This window comes from Azotobacter bryophylli (assembly GCF_042643485.1).
GTDB classification, from domain to species: domain Bacteria; phylum Pseudomonadota; class Gammaproteobacteria; order Pseudomonadales; family Pseudomonadaceae; genus Azotobacter; species Azotobacter bryophylli.
This window is the reverse complement of record NZ_JBHRSJ010000007.1, coordinates 1-24,337: the sequence shown is the minus strand read 5'-3', so window position 1 is coordinate 24,337 and position 24,337 is coordinate 1. Positions and strand designations below refer to the sequence as shown.

The window sequence follows — 24,337 nt, the reverse complement described above, 5'->3', positions numbered from 1 at the left end:
CCGCGCTGGCGAGGCGGGTAGAATGGCCCGCCCGAGTCTTCAGTCCGAGTTGGTTTCCATGGCTTTGCCGACCCTGCGCATCATCGGTTTCATCATCGGCATCTTCCTCATCACCCTCGCCTGCGGCATGCTCCTGCCCATCCTGACCCTGGTGATCTACGGACGCATCAACGAAATCGACTCCTTCATCTGGGCCGGTACCATCACCCTCTGCGCCGGACTCGCCCTGGTCCTGCCCGGGCGCCCGGAGCACGTGCACCTGCGCCCTCGCGACATGTACATGCTGACCACCGCCAGCTGGCTGGTGGTCTGCGTCTTCGCCGCCCTGCCGCTGAACTTCCTGCAGGACCTGAGCTATACCGACGCCTTCTTCGAGACCATGTCCGGCATCACCACCACCGGCTCGACCGTGGTCTCCGGCCTGGATCGCGCCTCGCCCGGCGTCCTCATGTGGCGCTCGATGCTGCACTGGCTGGGCGGCATCGGCTTCATCGGCATGGCCGTGGCGATCCTGCCGCTGCTGCGCGTCGGCGGCATGCGCCTGTTCCAGACCGAATCCTCCGACTGGTCGGAGAAGGTGATGCCGCGCTCACACATGGTGGCCAAATACATCGTCGGCATCTATATCGGCTTCACCCTGCTCGGCATCCTCGCCTTTCACATGGCCGGCATGAACTGGTTCGACGCCATCAACCACTCGATGTCGGCCATTTCCACCGGCGGCTTTTCCACCTCGGATGCCTCGCTGGGCAAGTTCAGCGAGTCCTCGCACTGGGTCGCGGTGGTTCTGATGCTGCTCGGCGGCCTGCCCTTCACCCTCTACGTCGCCACTCTGCGCGGCGACCGCATGGCCCTGTTCAAGGACCACCAAGTCCATGGCTTCCTGCTGATGCTGGCGGTGGTCTGCCTGCTGTTCAGCGTCTGGCTCTGGATGAGCTCCAAGCACGACTACCTCGACGCCCTGCGTCTGGTCACGGTCAACGTGGTCTCGGTGGTCACCACCACCGGGCTGGTGGTGAGCGACTACAGCCTGTGGGGCGGCTTCGCGGTGATGGTGTTCTTCTACCTGACCTTCGTCGGCGGCTGCTCGGGCTCGACCTCCGGCGGCCTGAAGATCTTCCGCTTCCAGATCGCCTACGTGCTGCTCAAGGCCAACCTGAACCAGCTTATCCACCCCCGTGCGGTGATCAAGCAGCAGTACAACGGCTATCCCCTCGACGAAGAGATCGTCCGCTCGATCCTCACCTTCTCGTTCTTCTACACCATCACCATCGGCGTGATCGCCCTCGGGCTCAGCATGCTCGGCCTGGACCTGATCACCGCGCTGAGCGGGGCCGCCACAGCCGTGTGCAACGTCGGCGTCGGACTCGGTCCGATCATCGGCCCGGCCGGCAACTTCGCTCCACTGCCGGATGCCGCCAAATGGATGCTGTCGATCGGCATGCTGCTCGGCCGACTAGAGATCATCACCGTGCTGGTACTGCTGACTCCGGCGTTCTGGAAGCATTGAGGCGTCGGGGCGCCGATCCCGCCCCTGTCCGCCGGCGGGTCACTGACGCGCCAGGCGCCGGTTCTCCGGGACGAGCGCTTCGGTGCTGCGGTAGGGATTGATGTCCAGGCCGCCGCGGCGCACGTAGCGGGCGTAGACCGTCAGGCGCTCGGGCCGCAGCAGGTTCTGCAGATCGAGGAAGATGCGCTCGACGCACTGCTCGTGGAAATCCGCGTGCTGGCGGAAGCTCACCAGATAGGCCAGCAGACTGGCGTGATCCAGCGCCGGACCTCGGTAGTCCACCACCACGCTGCCCCAGTCCGGCTGGCCGGTCACCGGGCAGTTGGACTTGAGCAGATGGCTGTGCAGCACCTCCTCCACCCTGCGCCGCTCGTCGCAGCGCAGCAGCTCGGGCGTCGGATGGGCATAGCGCTCGATGCTCACGTCCAGCTCGTCGATGCACTGTCCCGGCAGGCCGGCGACGCCCTCGGCCTGCGCCTCGGCCATGCTGCGCAGACGCACCGCCACCGGCGCTCCGGCGGCCGCCGACAGATCACGCACCAGGATTTCCTGCAGTGCCTCGCGGCTTTCGAACGCGGTCTGGTTGAGCGAGTTGAGGTAGAGCTTGAACGACTTGGACTCGATGATGTTCGGCGAGTCGGCCGGAATGGCGAACTCGCCGATGGCCACCACCGGCTTGCCAGAGGGCAGCAGCCAGGACAGCTCGAAGCAGTTCCACACGTCCACCCCGCGATACGGCAGGCTCCCGGCAGTCAGCCCCAGCTCTGCCCATTTCGGCGCGCGCGGGATGGGGAACAGCAGGGACGGGGTGTAGGTGTCGAGGTATTCGCTGGCCTTGCCCAGCGGGGAATGTTCGGCGGCGGGATGCATGGACGGGACCTGGCTGATCGAAAACCCGGCGATTGTATCGGGTTCGGCGCCCGGTTTCAGCGCCGATCCGGCAACCCCCGGACCGGTGCCATGTCCTACTGGCGCATGCCGCGCCCGGATACCAGCAAGCGCAGGCAGTAGAGATAGAGCAGCGCGGTCGCCAGCAGCATGAAGGCGATCGCCACGCCGATGCGGATATCCGACACGCCGAGGATGCCGTAACGGAAGGCGTTGACCATGTGCAGAATCGGATTGACCAGCGACAGCTTCTGCCAGAACGGCGGCAGCAGGTTGATCGAGTAGAACACCCCGCCCAGATAGGTCAGCGGCGTGAGAACGAAGGTCGGGATGATGGAGATGTCGTCGAAGTTGCGCGCGAACACCGCATTGATGAAGCCGCCGAGGGAGAAGATGGTGGCGGTCAGCAGCACCACCAGCACGATCACCCCCAGGTGGTGCACCTGCAGCCGGGTGAAGAATAGCGACAGCAGGGTGACGATCACCGCCACCGCCAGGCCGCGCAGCACGCCGCCGATGACGTAGCCGAGCAGGATGGTGTGCGGCGACAGCGGCGCCACCATCAGCTCCTCCACCGAACGGTGGAACTTGCTGCCGAAGAAGCTCGACACCACGTTGCCGTAGGAGTTGGTGATCACCGACATCATGATCAGGCCCGGGACTATGTACTCCATGTAGGAGAAGCCGCCCATCTCGCCGATGCGCTGGCCGATCAGATTGCCGAAGATGACGAAGTACAGGACCATGGTGATCGCCGGCGGCAGCAGGGTCTGCGGCCAGATGCGCATGAAGCGGCGCACTTCGCGGATGACGATGGTCTGCAGGGCGACCCAGTTAGCGCGCAGTTCCGAACTCATACGGCCACCTTGGACAGGTTCATTTCCACCAGCGACACGAACAGCTCCTCCAGGCGGTTGGTCTTGTTGCGCAGGCTGAGCACCTCGATGCCCTGATCCTGCAGCTGCTTGAACAGCGAAGTCATGCCCTGGCTCTTCTCCACCTGCACCTCCAGGGTACGGTCGTCCACCAGCCGCGAGTTATAGCCCTCGAGCAACGGCGCCAGCAGCTGGGACTCCTTCAGATCGAGCAGGAAGGTCTCCACGTGCAGCTTGTTCAACAGCTCGCGCATGCTGGTGTTCTCGACGATCCGCCCGTGATCGATGATGCCGATGTGGCGGCAGAGCTGCTCGGCTTCCTCGAGATAATGGGTGGTCAGGATGATGGTCATGCCCTGCCGGTTCAGGTCGCTGAGAAAGCTCCACATGGAGCGGCGCAGCTCGATGTCCACCCCGGCGGTCGGCTCGTCGAGGATCAGCAGGCGCGGCTGGTGGATCAGCGCCCGGGCGATCATCAGGCGCCGCTTCATGCCGCCCGAGAGCATCCGCGACGGCACATCGCGCTTGTCCCACAGGCCCAGCTGGGTCAGGTACTGCTCGGCGCGGGCCTTGGCGATGCGCGCCGGAATGCCGTAATAGCCGGCCTGGGTGATGAGGATGTCGGAGGTCTTCTCGAACTGGTTGAAGTTGAACTCCTGCGGCACCACGCCCAGACAGCGCTTGAGCCCGGCCGGATCGGTGTCGAGGTCGTGGCCGAACACGTTGACCGTGCCGCCGGTCTTGTTCACCAGGGTGGAGAGGATGCCGATGGTGGTGGACTTGCCGGCGCCGTTGGGGCCGAGCAAGGCGAAGAAGTCGCCTTCGGCCACGTCCAGGTCGATGCCCTTGAGGGCCTGGAAGCCGTTGCCATAGGTCTTGGTCAGCTGTCGGATGGACAGGGCAGAACTCATGGATTGCACGCCGCAGATCAGAGGATGAGCCGATGATATCGGGGCGAAGCACGATGCATGCAACTGACCGACGGGTCAAGCGCGGGCATGTCCGGCACGGTCGCGGCGGGCCGTTTCCGACGGCGGAACTCGACTATCCTCAGGAATGCCGTCGAGCCCCTTCACGGAGGAACCCCATGCTGCTGGTCTGGCTATTGCTCCTGGTGCTGGGCGTATCCGCTCTCGCCCACCTGCGGCTGCACGCTCTACCCTCGCTGACACTGGTCGCCGCCTACCTGATCGGCATGGGAATCTCCGGCGACGTTTCCGGCTGGCTGCTCCTGCTGCTCTGGCTACTCTGGCTGGCGGTGGCCCTCACGCTCGCCCTGCCCGAGACGCGTCGGCGCTTCGTTAGCGCCCCGCTGCTCGCCTGGCTGCGCCGGGCGCTTCCGCCGCTCTCGGCCACCGAGCGCGAGGCCATCGACGCCGGCACGGTCTGGTGGGACGGGGAGCTGTTCAGCGGACGGCCCGACTGGCAGCGTCTGCTGGGCTACCCCAAAGCCATCCTCACGCCCGAGGAACAGGCCTTTCTCGACGGTCCCACGGAGGAACTCTGCGCCATGGTCAGCGACTGGCGGATCGGCCAGCAGCTGGATCTGCCGCCGCCGGCCTGGGACTTCATCAAGCGCCAGGGCTTCTTCGCCCTGATCATCCCCAAGGAATACGGAGGCAAGGGCTTCTCCGCCTACGCCCACTCGCAGATCGTCATGAAGCTGTCCACCCGCAGCGGCGACCTGGCCTCGACCGTGATGGTGCCGAATTCCCTGGGCCCGGCCGAACTGCTGCTGCAGTACGGCACCGAGACCCAGCGCAGCCACTACCTGCCGCGACTGGCCGATGGCAGCGAGATCCCCTGCTTCGCCCTGACCGGCCCCCAGGCCGGCTCCGATGCAGGCGCCATGCCGGATAGCGGCGTCGTCTGCCGGGGGCAGTGGCAGGGCGAGGAGGTGCTCGGCCTGCGCCTGAACTGGGAGAAGCGCTACATCACCCTGGCCCCGGTCGCCACGCTGCTCGGTGTGGCCTTCAAAGCCTACGATCCCGAGCATCTGCTCGGCGAACAGGAAGAGCTGAGCATCACCCTGGCGCTGATTCCCGCCGACACTCCGGGCATCGCCATCGGCCGCCGCCACCTGCCGCTCGGCGCCGCCTTCCTCAACGGCCCGACCACGGGCAAGGATGTCTTCGTGCCGCTGGACAGCGTGATCGGCGGACGCGCGATGATCGGCAAGGGCTGGATGATGCTGATGAACTGCTTGTCGGTCGGCCGCGCGATCTCCCTGCCGGCGCTCGGCACCGGCATGGCCAAGCACTGCAGCTACGTGAGCGGCCGCTATGCCCGGGTGCGCGAACAATTCGACCTGCCTCTGGCCGCCTTCGAAGGCGTCCAGGAGGCCCTGGCGCGCATCGGCGGCAACACCTGGCTGATGGATAGCGCCCGCATTCTCACCGCCCATGCCGTGGACCAGGGCGAGAAGCCCTCGGTGCTGTCCGCCGTGCTCAAGCTGCACCTGACCGAGCGCGCCCGCGAGTGCATCGCCCTGGCCATGGACATCCACGGCGGCAAGGGCATCATCCTCGGACCGAACAACTATCTCGCCCGCACCTGGCAGAGCGCACCGATCTTCATCACCGTGGAGGGGGCCAATATCCTGACCCGTAACCTGATGGTCTTCGGCCAGGGCGCCGTGCGCTGCCATCCCTACCTGCTGCAGGAAATGGCCCTGGCCCGGCGCGAGGCACGGCACCGCACGCTGGCCGAATTCGACCGGGTCCTGCTCCGGCATCTGGGCTACGCCTTCGGCAACGCCGGCAGCACCCTGCTGCTCGGTCTGGGCGGCGGGTGGTTCGACAAGGTCCCGGGCGACGCCCTGAGCCGCCCCTACTTCCGCGCCCTCAACCGCCTGGCCGCCGCCTTCGCCCTGCTGTCCGATTTCAGCCTGCTGCTGCTCGGCGGCGAGCTAAAACGTCGCGAGCGGCTGTCGGCGCGCCTGGGGGATGCACTGAGCCACCTCTATCTGGGCTCGGCCGCGCTCAAGCGCTACCACGACCTCGGCTGTCCGGCAGGGCTGCGCGTCCTGCTCGGCTGGGCCATGGAGGAATCTCTGGCCAAGGCCGAGGAGGCACTGAGCAGTACCCTGGCAAACTTCCCCAATCACAGTCTCGGCCTGCTCCTGCGTCTTCTGGTCTTTCCGCTCGGTCGCCGCCACAAGGCCCCCTCGGATCGGCTGGAGGCAGAGGTCGCCGCCATTCTGTGCCGTGCCGAAGGAGATCCGGCCCTGGAGCAAATCCTCGCAGGCAGCTACCGGCCACAATCCCCGGACGATCCGCTGGAGGCACTGAAGCAGGCATTCGAGCGGCTTGCGGGCAGCGAAGCCACTGCCAGAAAGTTGCGAGCGGCCCTCCGGGACGGCCGCGTCCGCCCGGCGCCCGGAAGCGACCCCATCGAAGCGGCACTGGCGGCAGGGGCGCTGGACGCCGACGAGGCCGCGGCCCTGCAGGCGGCGGAACAGGCCCGACGGCGCGTAATCCAGGTGGACGATTTCGCCTGGGAAGAGATCAGACAGGAAGAAGGCAGGATTCGCTGAGGAAGCGAACCGGAAGTTCATGCACGCGGAGCGGCGGGCCGGAGCGGGATGCTCGGCAGCGGCCTGCTATAATCCCGCGCCACATTGAGCACAGGTATCCCATGGCCACCTCCTACCTAGACCACAATCTCGCCCTGCTCGCCCACCTGCGCGGCATCCTCGTCGCCCTCGGCGAAGCCGAACAGGTTTCCGATGAAAGCCATACGCTGTTCATGGAGCGCTTCGACGATTTGCTGAAATCCCTGCCGCACATCCCGGAAGACCGCCACCTGGGACAAGACATGATCTGTCAGGTGTTCCACCGCTACCCGCAAGTGGCCCACTTGGTTCCCCGCGACCTGCTCTGGTTCTTCGGTGGGGACTGCCTGCACTTCATGCCCGACGAGGAAATCGCCCTGTATCAGGAACTGGACGAGCGTCGTTTCGAAGCCGAGGTCAACGGCGAGTTCTTCGATTGGAGCCAGGAAAAGCAGTTGCTCGCGCTGCCGGAAGAAAGCAGCAAGCATTGAGCATCCACATTAGGGGGCGATTTCATCCGCCCCCGCTGTACATCGGGCGGACGTGCCGGAGTGACGGGGTCGAAGAATAAGGCACGCAAACGAAAACGCCGCTCTTGCGAGCGGCGTTCTCTTTAAACTGGAGCGGGAAACGAGACTCGAACTCGCGACCCCGACCTTGGCAAGGTCGTGCTCTACCAACTGAGCTATTCCCGCATTACTGCCTCACCGGCAGCTACAAGCTGCTTTTGGCAACTTGTTGCGCTCTGCTCTATCAAGCGTTGCGCCACGACCATCCAGAGATGATCACCACATAAATTGGAGCGGGAAACGAGACTCGAACTCGCGACCCCGACCTTGGCAAGGTCGTGCTCTACCAACTGAGCTATTCCCGCATTGGCGTCCCCTAGGGGACTCGAACCCCTGTTACCGCCGTGAAAGGGCGGTGTCCTAGGCCACTAGACGAAGGGGACGCGGCCCGGAACTTACAACAGACTTTATTTCCGGCTTCCTGCGTTTCGATTTTGCCTCTGCGCTGGAAGTGGGGCGCATTCTAGGGAGCCTTTCGAAAGTCGTCAACACCCGGATAAATATTTTTTTAAATCAATGACGTAGCGCTGGCCGGGACTATCGGGCAAGCGGGTCTACCACCCTCTCGCCCAAGCCGAACGCAATCGCCTCGCCTCCCATCAGAGCCCCTGCGGGACTTCCAGCAACTGCAGACCCACCCAGTTCCGGGCGAACTGATAGGCACAGCGACCATTGCGGTTGCCGCGCCCCTGCGCCCAGCGGATGGCGGCCTTCTCCAGAGACTCATCCCAGTTCCAGGGCAACCGGGTCGGCTCGGCCAGCACCGAAATCCAGTGGCGCACCACTTCCAGATAATGGTCCTGGGTGAAAGGATAGAAAGACAGCCAGAGGCCGAAGCGATCCGACAGCGCGATTTTATCCTCCACGGCCTCGCTCGGATGGACCTCTCCCTCGACCAGTTGCCAGTTGTCGTTGTCGGCCTGCTTCTCCGGCACCAGGTGGCGGCGGTTGGATGTGGCGTAGAGCAGCACGTTGTCCGGGGCTCGCTCCAGAGAGCCGTCCAGAACGCTCTTCAGCACCCGGTAATCGCCCTCCCCGGCCTCGAAGGAAAGATCGTCGCAGAACAGCACGAAGCGCTGGGGCAACCCGACCAGTTGCTCCACCACCCGCGGCAGGTCGGCCAAGTGATCCCGCTCGATCTCGATCAGGCGCAGCCCCGCCTGGGCATGTTCCGCCAACAGCGCACGGACCAGGGAGGACTTTCCGGTACCACGCGCGCCCCACAGCAGGGCGTGGTTGGCCGGCAGACCGGCGACGAACTGTCGGGTATTGCGCGCCAGCTGCTCGCGCTGACCATCCACGCCGATCAGATCCGATAGCCGCATGTCCAGGCTGACTTGCAACGGGATCAACATCCCGTGGCGTCCCTCGCGCTGCCAGCGCGCCGCCAGAGCGCTCTCCCAATCCACCGACTGGGCCGGCGCCGGCAGCAGCGGCTCCAGACGAACCAGAAGAGCCTGCGCCTGATCCAGAAAATCATTCAATCGAGCACTCACAATCATTCCTTTCTAATCTGGTAAAGAAGTGCAGTTTAGGCCTGCCAGCATGGCCCCGGTATGCGCTATCTTACGCCGCTCGCCGTTCGCCACTCGATCCTCGGATTCCGATGAATATAGCGCCGACCAACCGCCTCTCTTATAAACAGGCCTACCTGGCGGTGCTGGCGGCTTTCTCTCTCGGCATGCTGCTGAGCCTGGTGAAGATCGGCATCGATTACGCCACCGAGAACGAAGCCATCGACCGGCAGATGAACAGCCTGCTGGAGATCAGCCACAATCCGGCGGCCCGCATCGCCTACAACATCGACGCCGAACTGGCCCAGGAACTGCTGAGAGGGCTGCTCCGCTCCCCCGCCGTCATTCGCGCGGAAATCACCGGCAGCGACAACCGCCCCCTGGCCAGCGTCAGCCGTCCGGCCATGACCAGCGATTACCGCGTACTCAGCGATATCCTGTTCAAGCCGCGCAGGCTTTTCTCGGCACCGCTGGTGGTCGCCCACGATCCCTACGAGGCCCTAGGCTTCCTGCGCCTGGAGGTGGACACCTACGCCTTCGGCAGTGCCTTTCTCGAACGCTCCGCCCTCACCCTACTGACCAGCGTCGCCACCAGCCTGCTGCTGGCGCTGGTGCTGTTGGTGCTCTTCAACCGGATGCTGACCAAGCCCCTGGTCGAACTGATACGCATGCTGACTGGCCATCAGCCCCATGAGGACAAATCGCTGCTCTGCCCGCCCGGCCACGAGAGCGACGAGATCGGAATCCTGGTAGAGGCCATCAACCAGTTGCTGCGCAAGACCAGCCAGGAGATCGACCAGCGGCGCGAGGCCGAAAGCCGTCTGACCCAGTATCTCGGCGAACTGGAAAACATCGTCACGACCCGCACCGCCGAACTGAAGGCAGCGAACACCCGCCTGACCCAGAGCAATCGGGACCTGGAGCTGGCCCGGCGAACCGCGCTGGAAATGGCCCAGGCCCGCTCGGATTTCCTCGCCAACATGAGCCATGAAATCCGCACTCCCCTCAACGGACTGCTGGGCATGCTGTCCCTCTCCCTCGACGGACCGCTCAGCAACGAGCAACGCCAGCAGCTTTCCGTGGCCTATGCGTCCGGCAAGGTGCTGGTGAGGTTGCTGAACGACGTGCTCGACCTGTCCAAGTTCGAATCGGGCCAGATGGAACTGGAACAGATCCCCTTCGATCTAGGCGCCCTGGTCGAGGATGCCGCCACGCTGCTGTCGCAGAGCGCAGCACCGGGCGTCGAGCTGACCTGCCTGATCGATCCGGAGCTGCCGGCACAGGTGATCGGCGACCCGACCCGGGTCCGCCAGATCGTCAGCAACCTGCTGTCGAACGCCCTGAAGTTCACCCGTTTCGGCCGAGTCGACGTACAGGTCTGCCCCAAGGACGACTGCATGCAGATCCTCATCCGGGACACCGGTATCGGCATTTCCAAGGAAGCCCAGAAGCGCCTTTTCCAGCCCTTCGCCCAGGCGACCGCCGACATCACGCGCCAATACGGCGGAACCGGTCTCGGCCTGGCGCTGACCCGCAAACTGTGTCAGGCCATGAACGGGCAGCTGACGCTGACCTCCAGAGAGGGGCTGGGCAGCACCTTCTGCGTCGAGCTGCCGCTACCCCGTCACGCCCCGCCACTCTCGCTCGCCCGCCTGCATGGCCGGACCATCGCCATGACCCCGAGCAACAGCGGCCTCGAGCAACTGCTCAGCACCTGGCTGCCGCATTGGGGATTGGAGTATCAACGGCTGGACATCGACGCCGGACTGGCAGGGGTCAATGCCGACCTGCTGATCACCGATTGCCCGCAATGCCTGCTGGGCCTGCGCCCGGCCGTGAAGATTCCCTTCCTGGTGGTCACCCCCTATGGCAGCTTCCTGCCCAGGAGCGAGGCGACCGCCCTCGCCCCCCTGCAACAGCTGGCTCGCCCGCTGACGCGCTCGGCCCTGTACCAGGCGCTGGATCGGGCCCTGCAAGCCAATGGCACGATCCAGTCCAAAACCGAGCCCCGCGAGCAGATCGAACCCCGGCCGTACCACGTGCTGCTGGTCGAGGACAACCCGGTCAACCAGATGGTCGCCAAGGGCATGCTGACCAAACTCGGCTACGACGTGGCCATCGCCGCTCATGGCGGCGAGGCCCTCGACTATCTGGAACAGGCATCGGTGGATCTCATCCTGATGGATTGCAACATGCCGGTCATGGATGGCTACGAGGCCAGCCGGCGCATCCGCCAGAGTGGTCGCTGGCCCGACCTGCCGATCATCGCGCTGACCGCCAATGTGTTGCCGGACGACCGCGAGCGCTGCCGCTCCGCAGGCATGAACGACTACCTGGCCAAACCGCTGCGCCGTGAAGACCTTGCCCACCTGCTGCAGAACTGGTTGCCGAGCAGGGCTCCCGCTTCATGAGTCACCCCGAGGACGCGTCAGAGCAGTCCGACGCGGATGTCGATGAAGCCTTTCTCGAAGCCTGCCTGGTCCTGTCCGCCGGTCAGGTTCTATTCCAGCAGGGCTTCGATTTTGCGGCCGAGCTTGCTCGGAGCGGTCGAGGGGGCGAAACGCTTGACCAACCGGCCGTCCCGACCGATGAGGAACTTGGTGAAGTTCCATTTCACTCGCCGGCTGCCGAACAGGCCTGGCGCACGCTGCTTCAGCTCCGCGAACAGGGGGTGAGCCTGAGGGCCGTTGACCTCGATCTTCTGAAACAGCGGAAAACTGACACCATAGTTCAGCTGGCAGAACTCGGCGATTTCGAGTTCATTGCCTGGCTCCTGCTCACCGAACTGATTGCAGGGAAAGCCCAGCACCACCAGCCCACAATCCCGGTAGCGCTTCCAGAGCTCCTCCAGCCCCTGGTACTGGGGCGTGAAGCCGCAACGGCTCGCCGTGTTGACCACCAGCCAGGCGCGTCCCGGAAAGTCCCCCAGCGTCTTTCGCTCGCCGTTGATGGTCGTACAGGCAATGCCGAACAACGGATCGCTCATGGATTCTCCTCCGTGCGTTCCCGGCAGGCACAGGCATTGGCGCTGACGCACCAGAGAGCGGATTGACTGACCGTTTTCATGCCTGCCGCGGCTCCAGCTGGAGGGAAGCCGAGTTGATGCAGTAACGCAATCCGGTCGGCTGCGGCCCGTCCGGGAAGACGTGGCCGAGATGCGCATCGCAGCGGGCGCAGCGAACCTCGATACGGTGCATGCCGTGACTGAAATCGTCCCGACTGGCGATGGCGTCCGGCGCGGCCGGCTGGAAGTAGCTCGGCCAGCCGCTACCGGAATCGTACTTGGCGTCGGAGTCGAACAGCGGCGCGGAGCAGCAGGCGCAGCGATAGAGGCCGGGCGTCTTGGTGGCGTAATACTCGCCGGTGAAAGCCCGCTCCGTACCGCCCAGGCGGCAGATATGGAACTGCTCGTCGGAGAGTTCCTCGCGCCAGGCTTCAAGGGGTTTATCGAGCTTGTCCATGGGGCACCTCAAAATGGAAAAAAGCCCACCGGTACCTTTCCCCGGATCGGGCCGCGACGTATGATTCGCCCCCAGTTTGTCACCCGCGTCATCTACAGCCAAGGCCGAAAGGCTCGAATCGGTCCCGCTGTGAGAGACGGCTGCGTTCGCTGACCCAGTGCGGCTGTACCGTGTGCCCCGCGGCGGCTTGTTCCGGCAAGTCGCGATCGGTGCTCCGCGCTGGATGCGCGGCACCGCCCCGGCTGCCAGCGCCTTCGCTTGCCCATCCCACAACCTGACCCTGGCTTCGTTGCGCGCCAATTTCTTTGGGGTCACACACATGCAGGTCAGTAAATCGAACAAGCTCGCCAACGTCTGCTACGACATCCGCGGGCCGGTGCTCAAGCACGCCAAACGCCTGGAAGAGGAAGGCCACCGCATCCTCAAGCTGAACATCGGCAACCCGGCGCCGTTCGGTTTCGAAGCCCCTGAGGAAATCCTCCAGGACGTGATCCGCAACCTGCCCACCGCCCAGGGTTACAGCGACTCCAAAGGGCTGTTCAGTGCGCGCAAGGCGGTGATGCAGTACTACCAGCAGAAGAAGGTGGAAGGCGTCGGCATCGAGGACATCTACCTCGGCAACGGCGTCTCCGAGCTGATCGTCATGGTCCTGCAGGCCCTGCTCAACAACGGCGACGAGGTGCTGATCCCGGCTCCCGACTATCCGCTGTGGACCGCAGCCACCAGCCTGGCCGGCGGCAAGGCGGTGCATTACCTGTGCGACGAGCAGTCGAACTGGTATCCCGACATCGACGACATGCGCGCCAAGATCACCCCCAGGACCAGAGCGCTGCTGCTGATCAACCCGAACAACCCCACCGGCGCCGTCTATCCGAAGGAAGTGCTCGAGCAGGTGGTCGAGGTCGCCCGGCAGAACAACCTGGTGATCTTCTCCGATGAGATCTACGACAAGATCCTCTACGACGACGCCCAGCACATCTCCACTGCCTCGTTGGCCCCGGACGTGCTCTGCCTGACCTTCAACGGGCTGTCCAAGGCCTACCGGGTGGCCGGTTTCCGCTCCGGCTGGGTCGCCATCTCCGGTCCCAAGCACAAGGCGCAGAGCTACATCGAGGGCCTCGACATCCTCGCCAACATGCGCCTATGCGCCAACGTACCGGCCCAGCACGCTATCCAGACCGCCCTGGGCGGCTACCAGAGCATCAACGACCTGATCCTGCCCGGCGGTCGCCTGCTGGATCAGCGCAACCGCGCCTGGGAACTGCTCAACGACATTCCGGGCGTCAGCTGCGTCAAGCCCATGGGCGCGCTCTACGCCTTCCCGCGGATCGACCCCAAGGTCTGTCCGATCCACAACGACGAGAAGTTCGTCCTCGATCTGCTGCTCCAGGAAAAGCTGCTGATCGTCCAGGGCACCGCCTTCAATTGGCCGTGGCCGGATCATTTCCGGGTGGTCACCCTGCCCCGACTGGACGACTTGGAGCAGGCCATCGGCCGCATCGGCAACTTCCTCAAGACCTATCGTCAATGACCCGCCGATGGATCTGCATATCGACGACTTCCACAAGGACGTTGCAGCCGGTCTGCTGAGGCTCTACCAGGCCTTTCCGCGCAAGACCGCGCTGTACGTGGCGGACCTGATCGGCTTCGAGGAACCGGACGAGTTCGGCCTGCCCAGCCCGCGCCACCAGAGCTGCCTCGGCGCGCTGCTCTGGCTCGCCGAGGAAGGCTATCTGCGATTCGAATCGACCATCAGCCATGAGGCGCTGGATCAGGCCATCCTCAGCGAACAGGGCTTCCTGCGCCTATCCCGCACGGTTCCCGATCAGACGCCGGAGCAGGAGCTGCCAAGCAGCGTCCGCCGGGTGCGCAGCACGCTCGCCTGGCAGCTGCGCGAAGCGCTGGCGCAGCGCGATGCCGAGCGCCTGGTACTCCTGACCCGCCTGATCTTCGAAGATCCGCCGCTCCCGGGAGCGACATAGTTTGAAATAGTAGATCGGTTGAAGAGTCCGCTGGCGCCCCCTTATATAGCCCGGCAAGACCCTCAGTATCTTTATGCATGCCTCTACGAGGAGAAGTTTCATCCATGATGCGCATCTTGCTGTTCCTGGCGACGAACCTGGCGGTGCTGATCATCGCCAGCATCACCCTGAAATTGCTCGGGGTCGACCGCTTCACCGGCCAGAACTACAACAGCCTGCTGATCTTCTGTGCGGTATTCGGCTTCGCCGGCTCGCTGGTGTCGCTGTTCATCTCCAAATGGATGGCGAAGATGAGCACCGGCACCGAGATCATCAGTCAGCCGCGTACCCGTCATGAGCAGTGGCTGCTGCAGACCGTGGAAGAGCTGTCCCGCGAGGCGGGCATCAGAATGCCGGAAGTAGGCATCTTCCCGGCCTACGAGGCCAACGCCTTCGCCACCGGCTGGAACAGGAACGACGCCCTGGTCGCCGTCAGCCAGGGCCTGCTCGAGCGTTTCTCCCCCGACGAAGTGCGCGCCGTGCTGGCCCACGAGATCGGTCACGTGGCCAATGGCGACATGGTGACCCTGGCCCTGATCCAGGGCGTGGTGAACACCTTCGTGATGTTCTTCGCGCGGATCTTCGGCAACTTCATCGACAAGGCCATTCTCAAGAACGAGGAGGGCCAGGGTATCGGCTATTTCGTAGCGACCCTCTTCGCCGAACTGGTACTCGGCATCCTGGCCAGCATCATCGTCATGTGGTTCTCGCGCCAGCGCGAGTTCCGGGCCGACGCCGCCGGCGCGCAACTGGCCGGGCAAGGCGCCATGATCGGCGCCCTGCAGCGCCTGCAGGCAGAACAGGAGGTGCCGGTGCACATGCCGGACAGCCTGACCGCGTTCGGCATCAACGCCGCGAAGAAAGCCAGCTTCGCCGGCCTGTTCATGAGCCATCCGCCGCTGGAAGTTCGCATCGAGGCGCTGCGCCAACTGCGCTAAGCGCTAAGCTTTGGCGAAGGGAAAAGGCGACCACGAGGTCGCCTTTTTTATTGCCCACTCGCCAAACGGGAGATCCCATGCGCCGCCTGATCATCGCCTGCTGCGCCCTACTCGTCCTCGGCGGCTGCCAGAGCGCCTACTACGCCACCATGGAGAAGGTCGGCGTGCACAAGCGCGACATCCTGGTCGACCGGGTCGAAGCGGCGCGCGACAGCCAGCAGAACGCCAAGGAGCAGTTCAAGGATGCCCTCGAGCGCTATCGCAGCGTGGTGGCAGTCCAGGGCGGCGAGCTGGAAGAGCGCTACGAGGCGCTCAATCGCGAATATGAATCCAGTGAAGCCAGCGCCCGGGCCGTTCACGAGCGGATCGCCGCAGTCGAGGATGTCGCCGGCGCGCTGTTCGACGAATGGGAAGGAGAACTGGACCAGTACAGCAACGCCAGCCTGCGGCGGACCAGCGCGCAGGAGCTGGAACGCACGAGACGGGAGTACAGGATCCTACTGCAGCACATGAAGGCCGCGGAAAAGCGCATCCAGCCGGTGCTGAGCGTGCTGCACGACCAGGTGCTGTTTCTCAAGCACAACCTGAATGCCCGCGCCATTGGCTCCCTGCAGGGCGAATACCGCACCCTGCAGGGCAATGTGGATCAGTTGATACGCGATATGCAGCTCTCCATCGACGAGGCTGACACTTTCATCCGCAAAATGCAGGCCTCTGCCGACTGAAGGATCAGCGACGAACCAGTCGATAGACACGCTCGTCCAACCGATTCAGCCCGTGCAGGTGAAACTTGCCGGTGATCGACAGATCCTGCTCCTCCAGCACCTCCAGCGACCAGTCTGCAGACAGCAGGCGACGCACCTCGACATCGGGAACGGCGAATGGCGGCCCCTTCCTCTGCGACTGGTCGTAATCCAGGGTGACCAGCAGCCCCTGACAAGCCGACGGCAGAATACCGGACAGGTGGGCGGCATAGCGCTCGCGCATTTCCGACGGGAAGGCGATCAGCGCGGCGCGGTCGTAGACCGCCTGGCAATCGGCGACATCGGCCGGACTCAGGGCGAAGATATCGCCACAGAAGATCTGCAGATTGCCGGACGAGTACACCTTGAACGGCCCACTGGCGGAAACCTGCGGCTGCAAGTCCTGCTCGGCGAAAAAATCCTCTACCGCCCTCTCCACCAACTCGACACCCAGCACTCTCAGCCCCTGCCCGGCCAGCCAGACCAGATCGAGACTCTTGCCGCACAGCGGCACCAGCACCCGAGCGCCCGGGGTCAGTCCCAGCGCCGGCCAGTGGCGGCGCAGGTAGGGATTGATCTCATCCTGATGGAACCCTATCTCGTTGCGCGTCCAGCGCGCTATCCAAAAGTCCTCGTGCACCGCTCTCTCCTTCGTCCGACGGTTATGCTGCGACCATCATCTATACCGATTGGAGGCGAATCGCGCCAGCCGCACCTCGCTCCGGACCGAGGAAACAGACGGGAATGCCGTCCGGAGGCGGAAAGCAAAGAGCCCTGCACAAGGCAGGGCTCTCTGGAGGACGCGAAGCGGATCAGTCTTCGCGATAACGCCGCAGCTTCAGTTGCTTGCCGGCAACACGAGTGTCCTTCAGCTTACCGAGCAGCCGGTCGATGCCGTCTTCGGGCAGTTCGATCAGGCTGAAGCTGTCGCGGATCTGGATGCGGCCGATGGCATCGCGGGCCAGACCGCCTTCGTTGAGGATGGCACCGAGCAAGTTCTTCGCCGCGATCCCGTCGCGCGCGCCGAGTGCGGTACGGCAACGGACGCGCCCCTCGGCCAGCGGCATGGGCGCTCGGCGCTCGCGGTATTCGCTGCGCTCGCTGCTGCGTTCGCCACTGCGCTCGCGGCGCTCGCGCGGAGCGGCCGGCACCAGCGGCTGCTCGCGCTCGACTTCCGCGAGGTTCAGCGCCTGCCCGTTGGTCGCCTTTCGCAGCAGGGCCGCCGCCAGGGCACGCTGGCTACAGCCAATGTCGGCGATCAGGCGGTCGAGCAGCTCGCCATGGGTGGCTTCGGCATCGGCCACCAGAGGCGCCAGGCTGGCGGTCAGCTTCTTGATCCGCGCATCGAGCACCTGCTGGGCATTGGGCAGGCGCACCTCGGCGACCTTCTGCCCAGTAACGCGCTCGATCACCTGCAGCATGCGCCGCTCGCGCGGGGTCACCAACAGCAGGGCGCGACCGTCACGACCGGCACGACCGGTACGACCGATGCGGTGCACGTAGGATTCGGGGTCGTAGGGCATGTCCACGTTGAACACGTGGGTGATGCGCGGTACGTCGATGCCTCGGGCCGCCACATCGGTAGCGACGACGATGTCCAGACGGCCGTCCTTCAGCGACTCGATCACCCGCTCGCGCTGGTTCTGGGCGATGTCGCCGTTCAGCGCGGCGGCCTTGTAGCCCTTGGCTTCCAGGGCGCTGGCCAGGTCCAGGGTGGCCTGCTTGGTGCGCACGAAGGCGATCAGCGCGTCGAACTCTTCGACCTCGAGCAGGCGCAGTACGGCGGCGGTCTTCTGGTCGGCATGGACCATCAGGTGGGCCTGGTCGATGCGCGCCACGGTCTGGGTCTTGGCCGCAATCTTGACGTGCTGCGGGTTGCGCAGGTGCTTTTCGGCGATCTCCCGGATCGAATGCGGCAGAGTGGCGGAGAACAGCACCGTCTGGCGGCTTTCCGGCAGGGCCGAGAAGATCACCTCGAGGTCATCCATGAAGCCGAGCTTAAGCATCTCGTCGGCCTCGTCCAGCACCAGGTGCTTGACGGTGGAGAGCAGGTGCTCGTCGCGGCGCAGGTGATCGCACAGGCGGCCCGGGGTGGCCACCAGAACCTGCGCGCCCTGGCGCAGGGCGCGCAACTGCGGGCTCATGGGCGCACCGCCGTAGACGGCCACGACGCCGACGCCGGGCAGTTGCTTGGCATAGGTCTCGAATGCGGTCGCCACCTGCAGGGCCAGCTCGCGGGTCGGCGCCAGGATCAGCACCTGGGGCTCGCGCTTGGCCGGGTCGATGCGCGACAGCAGCGGCAGGGCGAAGGCCGCGGTCTTGCCGGTGCCGGTCTGGGCCTGGCCGATCATGTCGTGGCCGGCGAGGATCACCGGAATGGACTGGGCCTGAATGGGGGACGGTTCCTCGTAGCCCACCGCGGTGATCGCAGCGAGTACAGCGGGATGAATGCCGAGTGCGGCGAAGCCGCCGGTTTCCTGGGTCATGGGATCTGCCTCATGTGCATCCGCAAACCCAGGGTCCAAAGCCGCGCATGCCGTGTAAGACCCATAGGGTCGCCCTGGCAGCCTGGTCGACAAGAATTTGCGAGAACGCGTGATGAAAATGGATGAATCGTCAAGGATGGTCCGGCGGGCGGACCAGCAGCCGAAGGCGAGGCTTCGGGAAAGTTGCCACTTGAACGCGGCCGTTTGAAGGCCGGCGCAAACTATACAGGAAAAACTCGGCCTGCGCGCATTTCCCGTGCTTTCTTCCGGCGAGCCGGCGAACGGTCACCACCGCGCCGGCTTACTGCGGGATCAGCTCGCCGGCCGTAGGCTGCGCATCAGCCCGGCGAGGGAATACCCCAGCCGCGGCGCCAGGGCCTCGATTCTGGACTGCAAGCGCTGGAAATCGAGTTCCTGCTCGAGGTCGGCGGGAACCAGCAACACCACGTTGCCCTCTTTCACCGGGCACTCCCAGTAATGGCGATGATAGAGCCCGCGCAGCAGGGCCGCACCGAGAGGCTTGCCGTCGTCGCCGGCCCACTGATTGATGATCAGCCAGCCACCCGGGTTGAGGCGCCGCTGGCAATCGGCGAGGAAGTTCCACGCCAGATGGCCGACGGCCGGCCCGGTGTCGGTGTACAGATCGACGAAGATCAGATCGGCGCTCTCGGCGCTGTCCAGCAGCTCGACGGCATCCCCGATGCGGATGGTCAGTCGTGGATCGTCCGCCAGTCCCAGAAATTCCATCGCCAGACGCGGAACCTCGGGACGCAGTTCGATGATTTCCACATCGTCCAGAGGCAGGAACTCGAGGCAGGCCTGGGTCAGATTGCCAGCCCCCAGGCCGAGGAACAGGGCGCTTTCCGGCGCCTCGTGGCAGAGTCCGCCGAGCAGCATTGCCCGGCTGTAGTCGTATTCCAGCCAGGCCGGGTCGGCCATGAACACGCAGCTCTGCTCCACCGCCTCGCCGAACTCGAGGAAACGGTAGTCACCGACCTCCAACACCCGGATCAGGCCGAAATCGTCACGCACCTCGGCGAGCAGCCGTTCCTCTTTTTCCATTCCGATCCCCTTTGGACGATGGTGCATATTAACAGCCGCCCATCCGTTCGTTGATCACTTCGCACCAGGGGGATCGGTAAAATGATGGCCACGAACCATTCCACAGAGCAGGCGATGAAGCAGAACTGGAGCCCCACGAGCTGGAGGGCGAAACCCATCCAGCAACAACCCGAGTACCCGGATGCCGGAGCGCTCGCCCAGGTCGAGGGAACCCTCGCGGGCTATCCGCCGCTGGTGTTCGCCGGCGAGGCACGCGAGCTGCGCCGCCAGTTCGCCGAAGTCACCCAGGGCCGCGCCTTCCTGCTGCAAGGTGGCGACTGCGCCGAAAGCTTCGCCGAGTTTTCCGCGACCAAGATCCGCGACACCTTCAAGGTCCTGCTGCAGATGGCCATTGCCATGACCTTCGCCGCCGGCTGTCCGGTGGTGAAGGTCGGCCGCATGGCCGGACAGTTCGCCAAGCCGCGCTCCTCAGGCAACGAGACGGTCGACGGCGTCACCCTGCCTGCCTACCGCGGCGACATCGTCAATGGCATCGACTTCGACGAGAAGAGCCGTGTTCCCGACCCGCAGCGTCTGCTGCAGGCCTACCACCAGTCCACCGCCAGCCTCAACCTGCTGCGCGCCTTCGCCCAGGGCGGCTTCGCCGACCTGCATCAGGTCCACCAGTGGAATCTGGATTTCATCGCCGACGCCGCGCTGACCGAGAAATACAGCCAGTTGGCCGATCGCATCGACGAGACGCTCGCCTTCATGCGCGCCTGCGGCCTGGAGAATGCGCCGCAGCTGCGCGAGACCAGTTTCTTCACCGCCCACGAGGCGCTGCTGCTGAACTACGAACAGGCGCTCACTCGCTGTGACAGCCTCACCGGCGACTGGTACGACTGTTCCGCCCACATGCTCTGGATCGGTGACCGCACCCGTCAGCTGGATGGTGCCCACGTGGAATTCCTGCGCGGAGTCTGCAACCCCATCGGGGTCAAGGTCGGCCCGAGCATGGACCCGGACGAGCTGATCCGCCTGATCGACATTCTCAACCCGGACGACGATCCGGGCCGCCTCAACCTGATCGCCCGGATGGGCGCGGACAAGGTCGAGCAGCATCTGCCGCGCCTGGTGCAGGCGGTCCAGCGCGAAGGCCGCCAGGTGCTGTGGAGTTCCGACCCGATGCACGGCAATACCATCAAGGCCACCAGCGGCTACAAGACCCGCGACTTCGAACGCATCCTCGGCGAGGTCCGGCAATTCTTCGCCGTGCACCGGGCCGAAGGCAGTTACGCCGGCGGCATCCACATCGAAATGACCGGGCAGAACGTCACCGAGTGCATCGGCGGCAGCCGAGCGGTGACCGAGGAATCGCTTTCCGACCGCTATCACACCCACTGCGATCCGCGCATGAACGCCGACCAGTCCCTAGAGCTGGCCTTCCTCATCGCCGACACGCTGAAACAGGTGCGTCGCTGAAAGCGCCAAGGGGGGCACTCGGATGCCCCCTTCGCAACACCATTCTTTCTCAACGAAAGCCGCCCTTCCTGCCGCAAGCATCGATCATCACTATCGACGACAGCGATTTTTGTACGCTCATCCTTATCTTTAGAATCTGACCTAACCTTTCAGAAAACCCGAGCAGTCAAAACAAAATCCGGTTTGGAAGTTGCCGAGCCATTCGGCCCTGAGGGGGATTGGACCGATCTCTTTTCGAGGTGAGCGACATGAAACTCTCATATCTTCTACCGTTATCGCTCTGTGGCCTGGCGTTCGCCGCCCAAGCCGCGGAGACGCCGGAAATGGAGTCCTATCGTTACGGCATGAATCTGGATATCGCCAAGGTGATCGCCATCGACGATCCGCAAGATCCGTTCGTGTGCGAAGTGATCACCGCCAAGATGGTCTATCTGAATTCGGCCGGCGAAACCAAGACCGTCGCGTACCGCAAGTTGTCCAGAGCCTGCAGCCAGCAGAGCTGACAAAGCTCTCTTCTTGTGTCCTCAGGGACGAGGATGCGAGGGTTTCAAACCTACCCCCAGTTCCTGCCCCTCGTCAGCCCGCTCCCCGTCCTCGCCCAGCCCCACCTGCGCTCACCTCGCCTCCGACAGTACCCGCGCCAGCTCCTACGCCGAGCACGGCATCGATCCCCTCTAGGCTGGGGGACTTTGCGCCGCCGGTCGCCCGCTGCCGGTCGGCGCCTTTTTATGGCCGGACACAACAGCGGAACGCGCATGACGCCAGCAACCGGATACCGACCGGCAAGTCCGGTAGGTGCGCTGCGCTCTCCTGCATGTGCACCCCAGCCATCGCCCCGCCAGGCAAAGCGAGAGCCATATTGGATCACCCTCCACCACCGTCTCTTCTATCCTCGCCTCTGTGCCTTGCTCCGGTTTCACATCGAGCCACCTACCTGATCCGATTCGGCCACGGTTGTTCGGCTGAGCTGGAACGAGGCAGCCTTGGCGCACTTGGGTACCCAATTTGGCTATAAACGGCCAGGAGCAACCACTCAAGGGGCTACAAGCCAGGGGCGATTCAGTATTGTTCGGTCGTATCGAGCTAGCGGCTCTTTTGAATTGGACATTGAGACCACGAGGCCGCGGCAGGTTCTCGTTATAATTGATACTTTTTGTAGGGTCTAAAGGACTATGGCGCCTGTTCGCACGCACTACGACAACCTCAAGGTTTCGAGGTCTGCCCCCCAAGAGGTCATTCGAGCCGCATACAAGACCCTGACGCAGAAGTATCACCCGGATCGGAATCCGGACAATCCAGATGCCGTCCGGATTATGGCGTTGATCAACACCTCCTACGAGGTGCTTTCAGACCCTCAGAAGCGCCGCCAGCATGACGCCTGGATTGCTGCTCAAGAGCAGGGGGCACCCAGTAGTGCTGAGACGCAGAAACCTCAGGCTCGCCAGCCAGATGAGGCCGGTGATCAGGAGTTTGTCCTTCCCCGTGCTGGCTCCTTCGCGTATGCGAATCTGCCGGCCTCGGCCAGGGAGAGGCTTAAGAAACGAGTATCCGGAGAGAACAAGGACCAGTTGCTGATCAAGAATGGCGGCGTGGTAGGGAACTACATCTGGTCAATAGTTCTTCTGGGCTGGTTCGTTTATCTCTTCTTCGATGCTGGGCAGTGCAAGTGGGACCAAGACGGCATCCTATGGATGCTGGGCCTTACTGGGGCTGCAACTTTACTCCTCGCAATCAACCTCTCGCGGATTGTGCGCTGGCATGTGTCACCACTTCGCAGTTGGTTGATTGCATGCCCGCTCTACATCATCAAAACGGACTTTGACAGGGTGAGGTACTGGCCAATCTGGACGCTGACGAATATCAATGCGACTCACAACTACACAAACGGAATTTACAACGGGACCACGGTGAATATTGCCTTTGGTGAGTCCAGGGATACGTTCAGCATCAGTCCGAAGGCCATGTACGACACGCTGGTGAATCAGCTTAAAACCTATGATGGGGAGTTCAGGACTGCCGCCGCCAACGGCAATGTTGATTACTTCACCACCCACGATGACTTCGCTGACTGCCATTCCCTGCCTGTATGCAAGGCTAAGAGCCGACTGCTCGGCCTCGCGGTGGCATGCTACGCGGTCACATTCATCGTCGCCGCGCTGCTCTTCGTCGTCGCTTTCCTCTACAACAATCAGATGCAGTCGAAGCCGGCGCCGGCCATCAAACCACTCGAGCGGTCGGTACCGTACACGCAGGAACCCATGGCGCAGCCGATGGTTGTGACCAAGCTGGGATATGCCCGGCCGAAGACAGCTCCGAATGGGGCGCCCTGGCCGAAAATGGCTGGCTATGTGCCGGGCTTCAAGCAGCTAAACAAAGGCGGTTACTCCCAGGTCACTATCGACAACGCGAGAAACGACTCGGACGTTTTCGTGAAGCTTGTCGATATTGGCGGGCCTGAGGCTTTCCCTGTGCGGGTGTTCTTCATACCCAAGGGCGGCAAGTTCACTGTGTCAGACATCATGGTCGGTCGCTACGATGTTCGCTACCGAGACCTCGATACTGGTGGGCTCGCAAAATCTGAGCAGTTCCAAGTCGAGGAGAACCGGACATATAACGGAGTTGAGTACACCGACATGACGATGACCCTGTACAAAGTCAGGAACGGGAACATGCAGACATACTCGATCCCCGAAAGTGAGTTCTAACCAAGAAGGCGAAAATGCTTGTTGTATCGCCTTGGCCAGGCTCACCACTAAAAGCGCATTATTAAAGGATCGGAGAGAATTACTTGGCGGAAACTTAAAACTCACTCCCCCTTTAATTGCAGACGTCCGCTTTGGATCCAGGCTATGTGAAAACAGCGAAGTGCTAACACCAGAGCTACAGGCAGCCTTTGACCCGAGGTCGGGTGAGGTTTAGGCACGGCAGCTCGGAGCAGACCGCTACCTGAGCCGCCTGGCGCCATCTACGGCATCCTGAGGCGGGGGAACGAGTCAAAATGGGCCGCCTCAGGCCCGCAGGGCCTCTACCGCACCACGGATGCCAAAGATGTTCATCAGCCGTTTGAGGTTGTAGGCGAGCACATGGAGACTCATCTCCGTGCTCACCCGAGGCAGCGTTTTGGTCAGGAAGTGCGTCGCGCCCATCCAGTGCTTGAGCGCTTGCATCTGCTGCCGGAGCTTCTCGATTTTGTCCTGAAGGCGGCTGGTCTTGGCCTCAGCAACATCGGACTGCGTTCGGTCAGCGGTATCCATCG

At 63.6% G+C, this 24,337-nt stretch carries 20 protein-coding genes, 3 tRNA genes and 1 pseudogene; 11 read left to right on the top strand and 13 right to left on the bottom strand.

Annotation, left to right across the window (positions count from 1 at the left end):
- Positions 1-58 precede the first annotated feature (58 nt).
- Positions 59-1,510, top strand: a complete 1,452-nt coding sequence (locus ACFOJE_RS04175; protein WP_377813016.1) for a TrkH family potassium uptake protein — start codon at positions 59-61, stop codon at positions 1,508-1,510.
- 39 nt (positions 1,511-1,549) lie between these two features.
- Here the strand turns inward: ACFOJE_RS04175 and queF are convergent, their stop codons facing one another.
- The 3 genes from queF to ACFOJE_RS04160 all read right to left on the bottom strand — a co-directional run bounded on the left by queF (position 1,550) and on the right by ACFOJE_RS04160 (position 4,184).
- Positions 1,550-2,380, bottom strand: coding sequence for an NADPH-dependent 7-cyano-7-deazaguanine reductase QueF (gene queF, locus ACFOJE_RS04170; RefSeq protein ID WP_377813015.1), 831 nt, complete (start codon positions 2,378-2,380; stop codon positions 1,550-1,552).
- A gap of 95 nt (positions 2,381-2,475) precedes the next feature.
- On the bottom strand, positions 2,476-3,255 hold the full coding sequence (locus tag ACFOJE_RS04165; protein WP_377813014.1) for an ABC transporter permease: 780 nt from the start codon (positions 3,253-3,255) through the stop codon (positions 2,476-2,478).
- Complete coding sequence (locus ACFOJE_RS04160) at positions 3,252-4,184, bottom strand: ABC transporter ATP-binding protein (protein WP_377813013.1); 933 nt, start codon at positions 4,182-4,184, stop codon at positions 3,252-3,254. The genes ACFOJE_RS04165 and ACFOJE_RS04160 overlap by 4 nt, the downstream gene beginning before the upstream one ends.
- A 176-nt stretch (positions 4,185-4,360) precedes the next feature.
- Between ACFOJE_RS04160 and ACFOJE_RS04155 the strand changes: the two genes are divergently transcribed.
- Together ACFOJE_RS04155 and ACFOJE_RS04150 are read left to right on the top strand one after the other, a co-directional pair.
- On the top strand, positions 4,361-6,808 hold the full coding sequence (locus ACFOJE_RS04155; RefSeq protein ID WP_377813012.1) for an acyl-CoA dehydrogenase: 2,448 nt from the start codon (positions 4,361-4,363) through the stop codon (positions 6,806-6,808).
- Between the two features lie 101 nt (positions 6,809-6,909).
- Positions 6,910-7,317 (top strand): PA2817 family protein, encoded by a 408-nt coding sequence (locus tag ACFOJE_RS04150; RefSeq protein WP_377813011.1) that lies wholly within the window; start codon positions 6,910-6,912, stop codon positions 7,315-7,317.
- A gap of 128 nt (positions 7,318-7,445) precedes the next feature.
- Here the strand turns inward: ACFOJE_RS04150 and ACFOJE_RS04145 are convergent.
- The 4 genes from ACFOJE_RS04145 to ACFOJE_RS04130 form a co-directional block, all read right to left on the bottom strand.
- A tRNA-Gly gene (locus ACFOJE_RS04145) sits at positions 7,446-7,521 on the bottom strand.
- A gap of 103 nt (positions 7,522-7,624) precedes the next feature.
- Positions 7,625-7,700: transfer RNA gene (locus tag ACFOJE_RS04140), tRNA-Gly, on the bottom strand.
- Between the two features lie 2 nt (positions 7,701-7,702).
- Positions 7,703-7,778 (bottom strand) — tRNA-Glu (locus ACFOJE_RS04135).
- 216 nt (positions 7,779-7,994) lie between these two features.
- Complete coding sequence (locus tag ACFOJE_RS04130) at positions 7,995-8,891, bottom strand: ATP-binding protein (protein WP_377813009.1); 897 nt, start codon at positions 8,889-8,891, stop codon at positions 7,995-7,997.
- Between the two features lie 110 nt (positions 8,892-9,001).
- Here ACFOJE_RS04130 and ACFOJE_RS04125 point away from each other — a divergent pair, with 110 nt between their 5' ends.
- Positions 9,002-11,320, top strand: a complete 2,319-nt coding sequence (locus ACFOJE_RS04125; RefSeq protein ID WP_377813008.1) for a hybrid sensor histidine kinase/response regulator — start codon at positions 9,002-9,004, stop codon at positions 11,318-11,320.
- 89 nt (positions 11,321-11,409) lie between these two features.
- Here ACFOJE_RS04125 and ACFOJE_RS04120 read toward each other — a convergent pair whose 3' ends face one another.
- Positions 11,410-11,895: a glutathione peroxidase gene (locus ACFOJE_RS04120; RefSeq protein WP_377813006.1), complete on the bottom strand. Its 486-nt coding sequence runs from the start codon at positions 11,893-11,895 to the stop codon at positions 11,410-11,412.
- Positions 11,896-11,971: 76 nt separating this feature from the next.
- Entirely contained in the window at positions 11,972-12,370 is a 399-nt protein-coding gene (msrB, locus tag ACFOJE_RS04115) for a peptide-methionine (R)-S-oxide reductase MsrB (protein ID WP_377813004.1), read from the bottom strand.
- A gap of 319 nt (positions 12,371-12,689) precedes the next feature.
- Here msrB and ACFOJE_RS04110 point away from each other — a divergent pair, with 319 nt between their 5' ends.
- The 4 genes from ACFOJE_RS04110 (at position 12,690) to ACFOJE_RS04095 (ending at position 16,054) form a co-directional block, all read left to right on the top strand.
- Positions 12,690-13,901, top strand: a complete 1,212-nt coding sequence (locus tag ACFOJE_RS04110) for a pyridoxal phosphate-dependent aminotransferase (protein ID WP_377813003.1) — start codon at positions 12,690-12,692, stop codon at positions 13,899-13,901.
- A gap of 7 nt (positions 13,902-13,908) precedes the next feature.
- Positions 13,909-14,352, top strand: a complete 444-nt coding sequence (locus tag ACFOJE_RS04105) for a hypothetical protein (protein WP_377813002.1) — start codon at positions 13,909-13,911, stop codon at positions 14,350-14,352.
- Between the two features lie 104 nt (positions 14,353-14,456).
- Positions 14,457-15,329 (top strand): protease HtpX, encoded by an 873-nt coding sequence (htpX, locus tag ACFOJE_RS04100; RefSeq protein WP_377813001.1) that lies wholly within the window; start codon positions 14,457-14,459, stop codon positions 15,327-15,329.
- 77 nt (positions 15,330-15,406) lie between these two features.
- The gene (locus ACFOJE_RS04095) at positions 15,407-16,054 is read left to right on the top strand and encodes a DUF2959 domain-containing protein (protein ID WP_377813000.1); all 648 of its coding nucleotides are present in this window, start codon (positions 15,407-15,409) and stop codon (positions 16,052-16,054) included.
- A 4-nt stretch (positions 16,055-16,058) separates the two neighbouring features.
- Here ACFOJE_RS04095 and ACFOJE_RS04090 read toward each other — a convergent pair whose 3' ends face one another.
- The 3 genes from ACFOJE_RS04090 to ACFOJE_RS04080 form a co-directional block, all read right to left on the bottom strand.
- Complete coding sequence (locus tag ACFOJE_RS04090; protein WP_377812999.1) at positions 16,059-16,712, bottom strand: thiopurine S-methyltransferase; 654 nt, start codon at positions 16,710-16,712, stop codon at positions 16,059-16,061.
- Positions 16,713-16,884: 172 nt separating this feature from the next.
- Entirely contained in the window at positions 16,885-18,558 is a 1,674-nt protein-coding gene (locus ACFOJE_RS04085; RefSeq protein ID WP_377812998.1) for a DEAD/DEAH box helicase, read from the bottom strand.
- Between the two features lie 312 nt (positions 18,559-18,870).
- Entirely contained in the window at positions 18,871-19,620 is a 750-nt protein-coding gene (locus ACFOJE_RS04080) for a spermidine synthase (protein ID WP_377812997.1), read from the bottom strand.
- Positions 19,621-19,734: 114 nt separating this feature from the next.
- Between ACFOJE_RS04080 and ACFOJE_RS04075 the strand changes: the two genes are divergently transcribed.
- The 3 genes from ACFOJE_RS04075 (at position 19,735) to ACFOJE_RS04065 (ending at position 23,786) form a co-directional block, all read left to right on the top strand.
- A complete protein-coding gene (locus ACFOJE_RS04075) occupies positions 19,735-21,081 on the top strand; it encodes a class II 3-deoxy-7-phosphoheptulonate synthase (protein ID WP_377812996.1) in 1,347 nt (448 codons plus the stop codon).
- A gap of 248 nt (positions 21,082-21,329) precedes the next feature.
- The gene (locus ACFOJE_RS04070) at positions 21,330-21,584 is read left to right on the top strand and encodes a DUF2790 domain-containing protein (protein ID WP_377812995.1); all 255 of its coding nucleotides are present in this window, start codon (positions 21,330-21,332) and stop codon (positions 21,582-21,584) included.
- 669 nt (positions 21,585-22,253) lie between these two features.
- Positions 22,254-23,786, top strand: coding sequence for a J domain-containing protein (locus tag ACFOJE_RS04065; RefSeq protein WP_377812994.1), 1,533 nt, complete (start codon positions 22,254-22,256; stop codon positions 23,784-23,786).
- 303 nt (positions 23,787-24,089) lie between these two features.
- Here the strand turns inward: ACFOJE_RS04065 and ACFOJE_RS04060 are convergent.
- Positions 24,090-24,337, bottom strand: a pseudogene (locus ACFOJE_RS04060) (hypothetical protein); the annotation flags it as partial.

Coding starts and splice junctions, on each gene's coding strand:
- htpX (WP_377813001.1), top strand. CDS start 14,457: ATGATGCGCATCTTGCTGTTCCTGGCGACGAACCTGGCGGTGCTGATC.
- ACFOJE_RS04110 (WP_377813003.1), top strand. CDS start 12,690: ATGCAGGTCAGTAAATCGAACAAGCTCGCCAACGTCTGCTACGACATC.
- ACFOJE_RS04095 (WP_377813000.1), top strand. CDS start 15,407: ATGCGCCGCCTGATCATCGCCTGCTGCGCCCTACTCGTCCTCGGCGGC.
- ACFOJE_RS04105 (WP_377813002.1), top strand. CDS start 13,909: ATGGATCTGCATATCGACGACTTCCACAAGGACGTTGCAGCCGGTCTG.
- ACFOJE_RS04175 (WP_377813016.1), top strand. CDS start 59: ATGGCTTTGCCGACCCTGCGCATCATCGGTTTCATCATCGGCATCTTC.
- ACFOJE_RS04080 (WP_377812997.1), bottom strand. CDS start 19,620: ATGGAAAAAGAGGAACGGCTGCTCGCCGAGGTGCGTGACGATTTCGGC.
- ACFOJE_RS04085 (WP_377812998.1), bottom strand. CDS start 18,558: ATGACCCAGGAAACCGGCGGCTTCGCCGCACTCGGCATTCATCCCGCT.
- ACFOJE_RS04075 (WP_377812996.1), top strand. CDS start 19,735: ATGAAGCAGAACTGGAGCCCCACGAGCTGGAGGGCGAAACCCATCCAG.
- ACFOJE_RS04065 (WP_377812994.1), top strand. CDS start 22,254: ATGGCGCCTGTTCGCACGCACTACGACAACCTCAAGGTTTCGAGGTCT.
- ACFOJE_RS04120 (WP_377813006.1), bottom strand. CDS start 11,895: ATGAGCGATCCGTTGTTCGGCATTGCCTGTACGACCATCAACGGCGAG.
- msrB (WP_377813004.1), bottom strand. CDS start 12,370: ATGGACAAGCTCGATAAACCCCTTGAAGCCTGGCGCGAGGAACTCTCC.
- ACFOJE_RS04165 (WP_377813014.1), bottom strand. CDS start 3,255: ATGAGTTCGGAACTGCGCGCTAACTGGGTCGCCCTGCAGACCATCGTC.
- ACFOJE_RS04070 (WP_377812995.1), top strand. CDS start 21,330: ATGAAACTCTCATATCTTCTACCGTTATCGCTCTGTGGCCTGGCGTTC.
- queF (WP_377813015.1), bottom strand. CDS start 2,380: ATGCATCCCGCCGCCGAACATTCCCCGCTGGGCAAGGCCAGCGAATAC.
- ACFOJE_RS04160 (WP_377813013.1), bottom strand. CDS start 4,184: ATGAGTTCTGCCCTGTCCATCCGACAGCTGACCAAGACCTATGGCAAC.
- ACFOJE_RS04125 (WP_377813008.1), top strand. CDS start 9,002: ATGAATATAGCGCCGACCAACCGCCTCTCTTATAAACAGGCCTACCTG.
- ACFOJE_RS04155 (WP_377813012.1), top strand. CDS start 4,361: ATGCTGCTGGTCTGGCTATTGCTCCTGGTGCTGGGCGTATCCGCTCTC.
- ACFOJE_RS04150 (WP_377813011.1), top strand. CDS start 6,910: ATGGCCACCTCCTACCTAGACCACAATCTCGCCCTGCTCGCCCACCTG.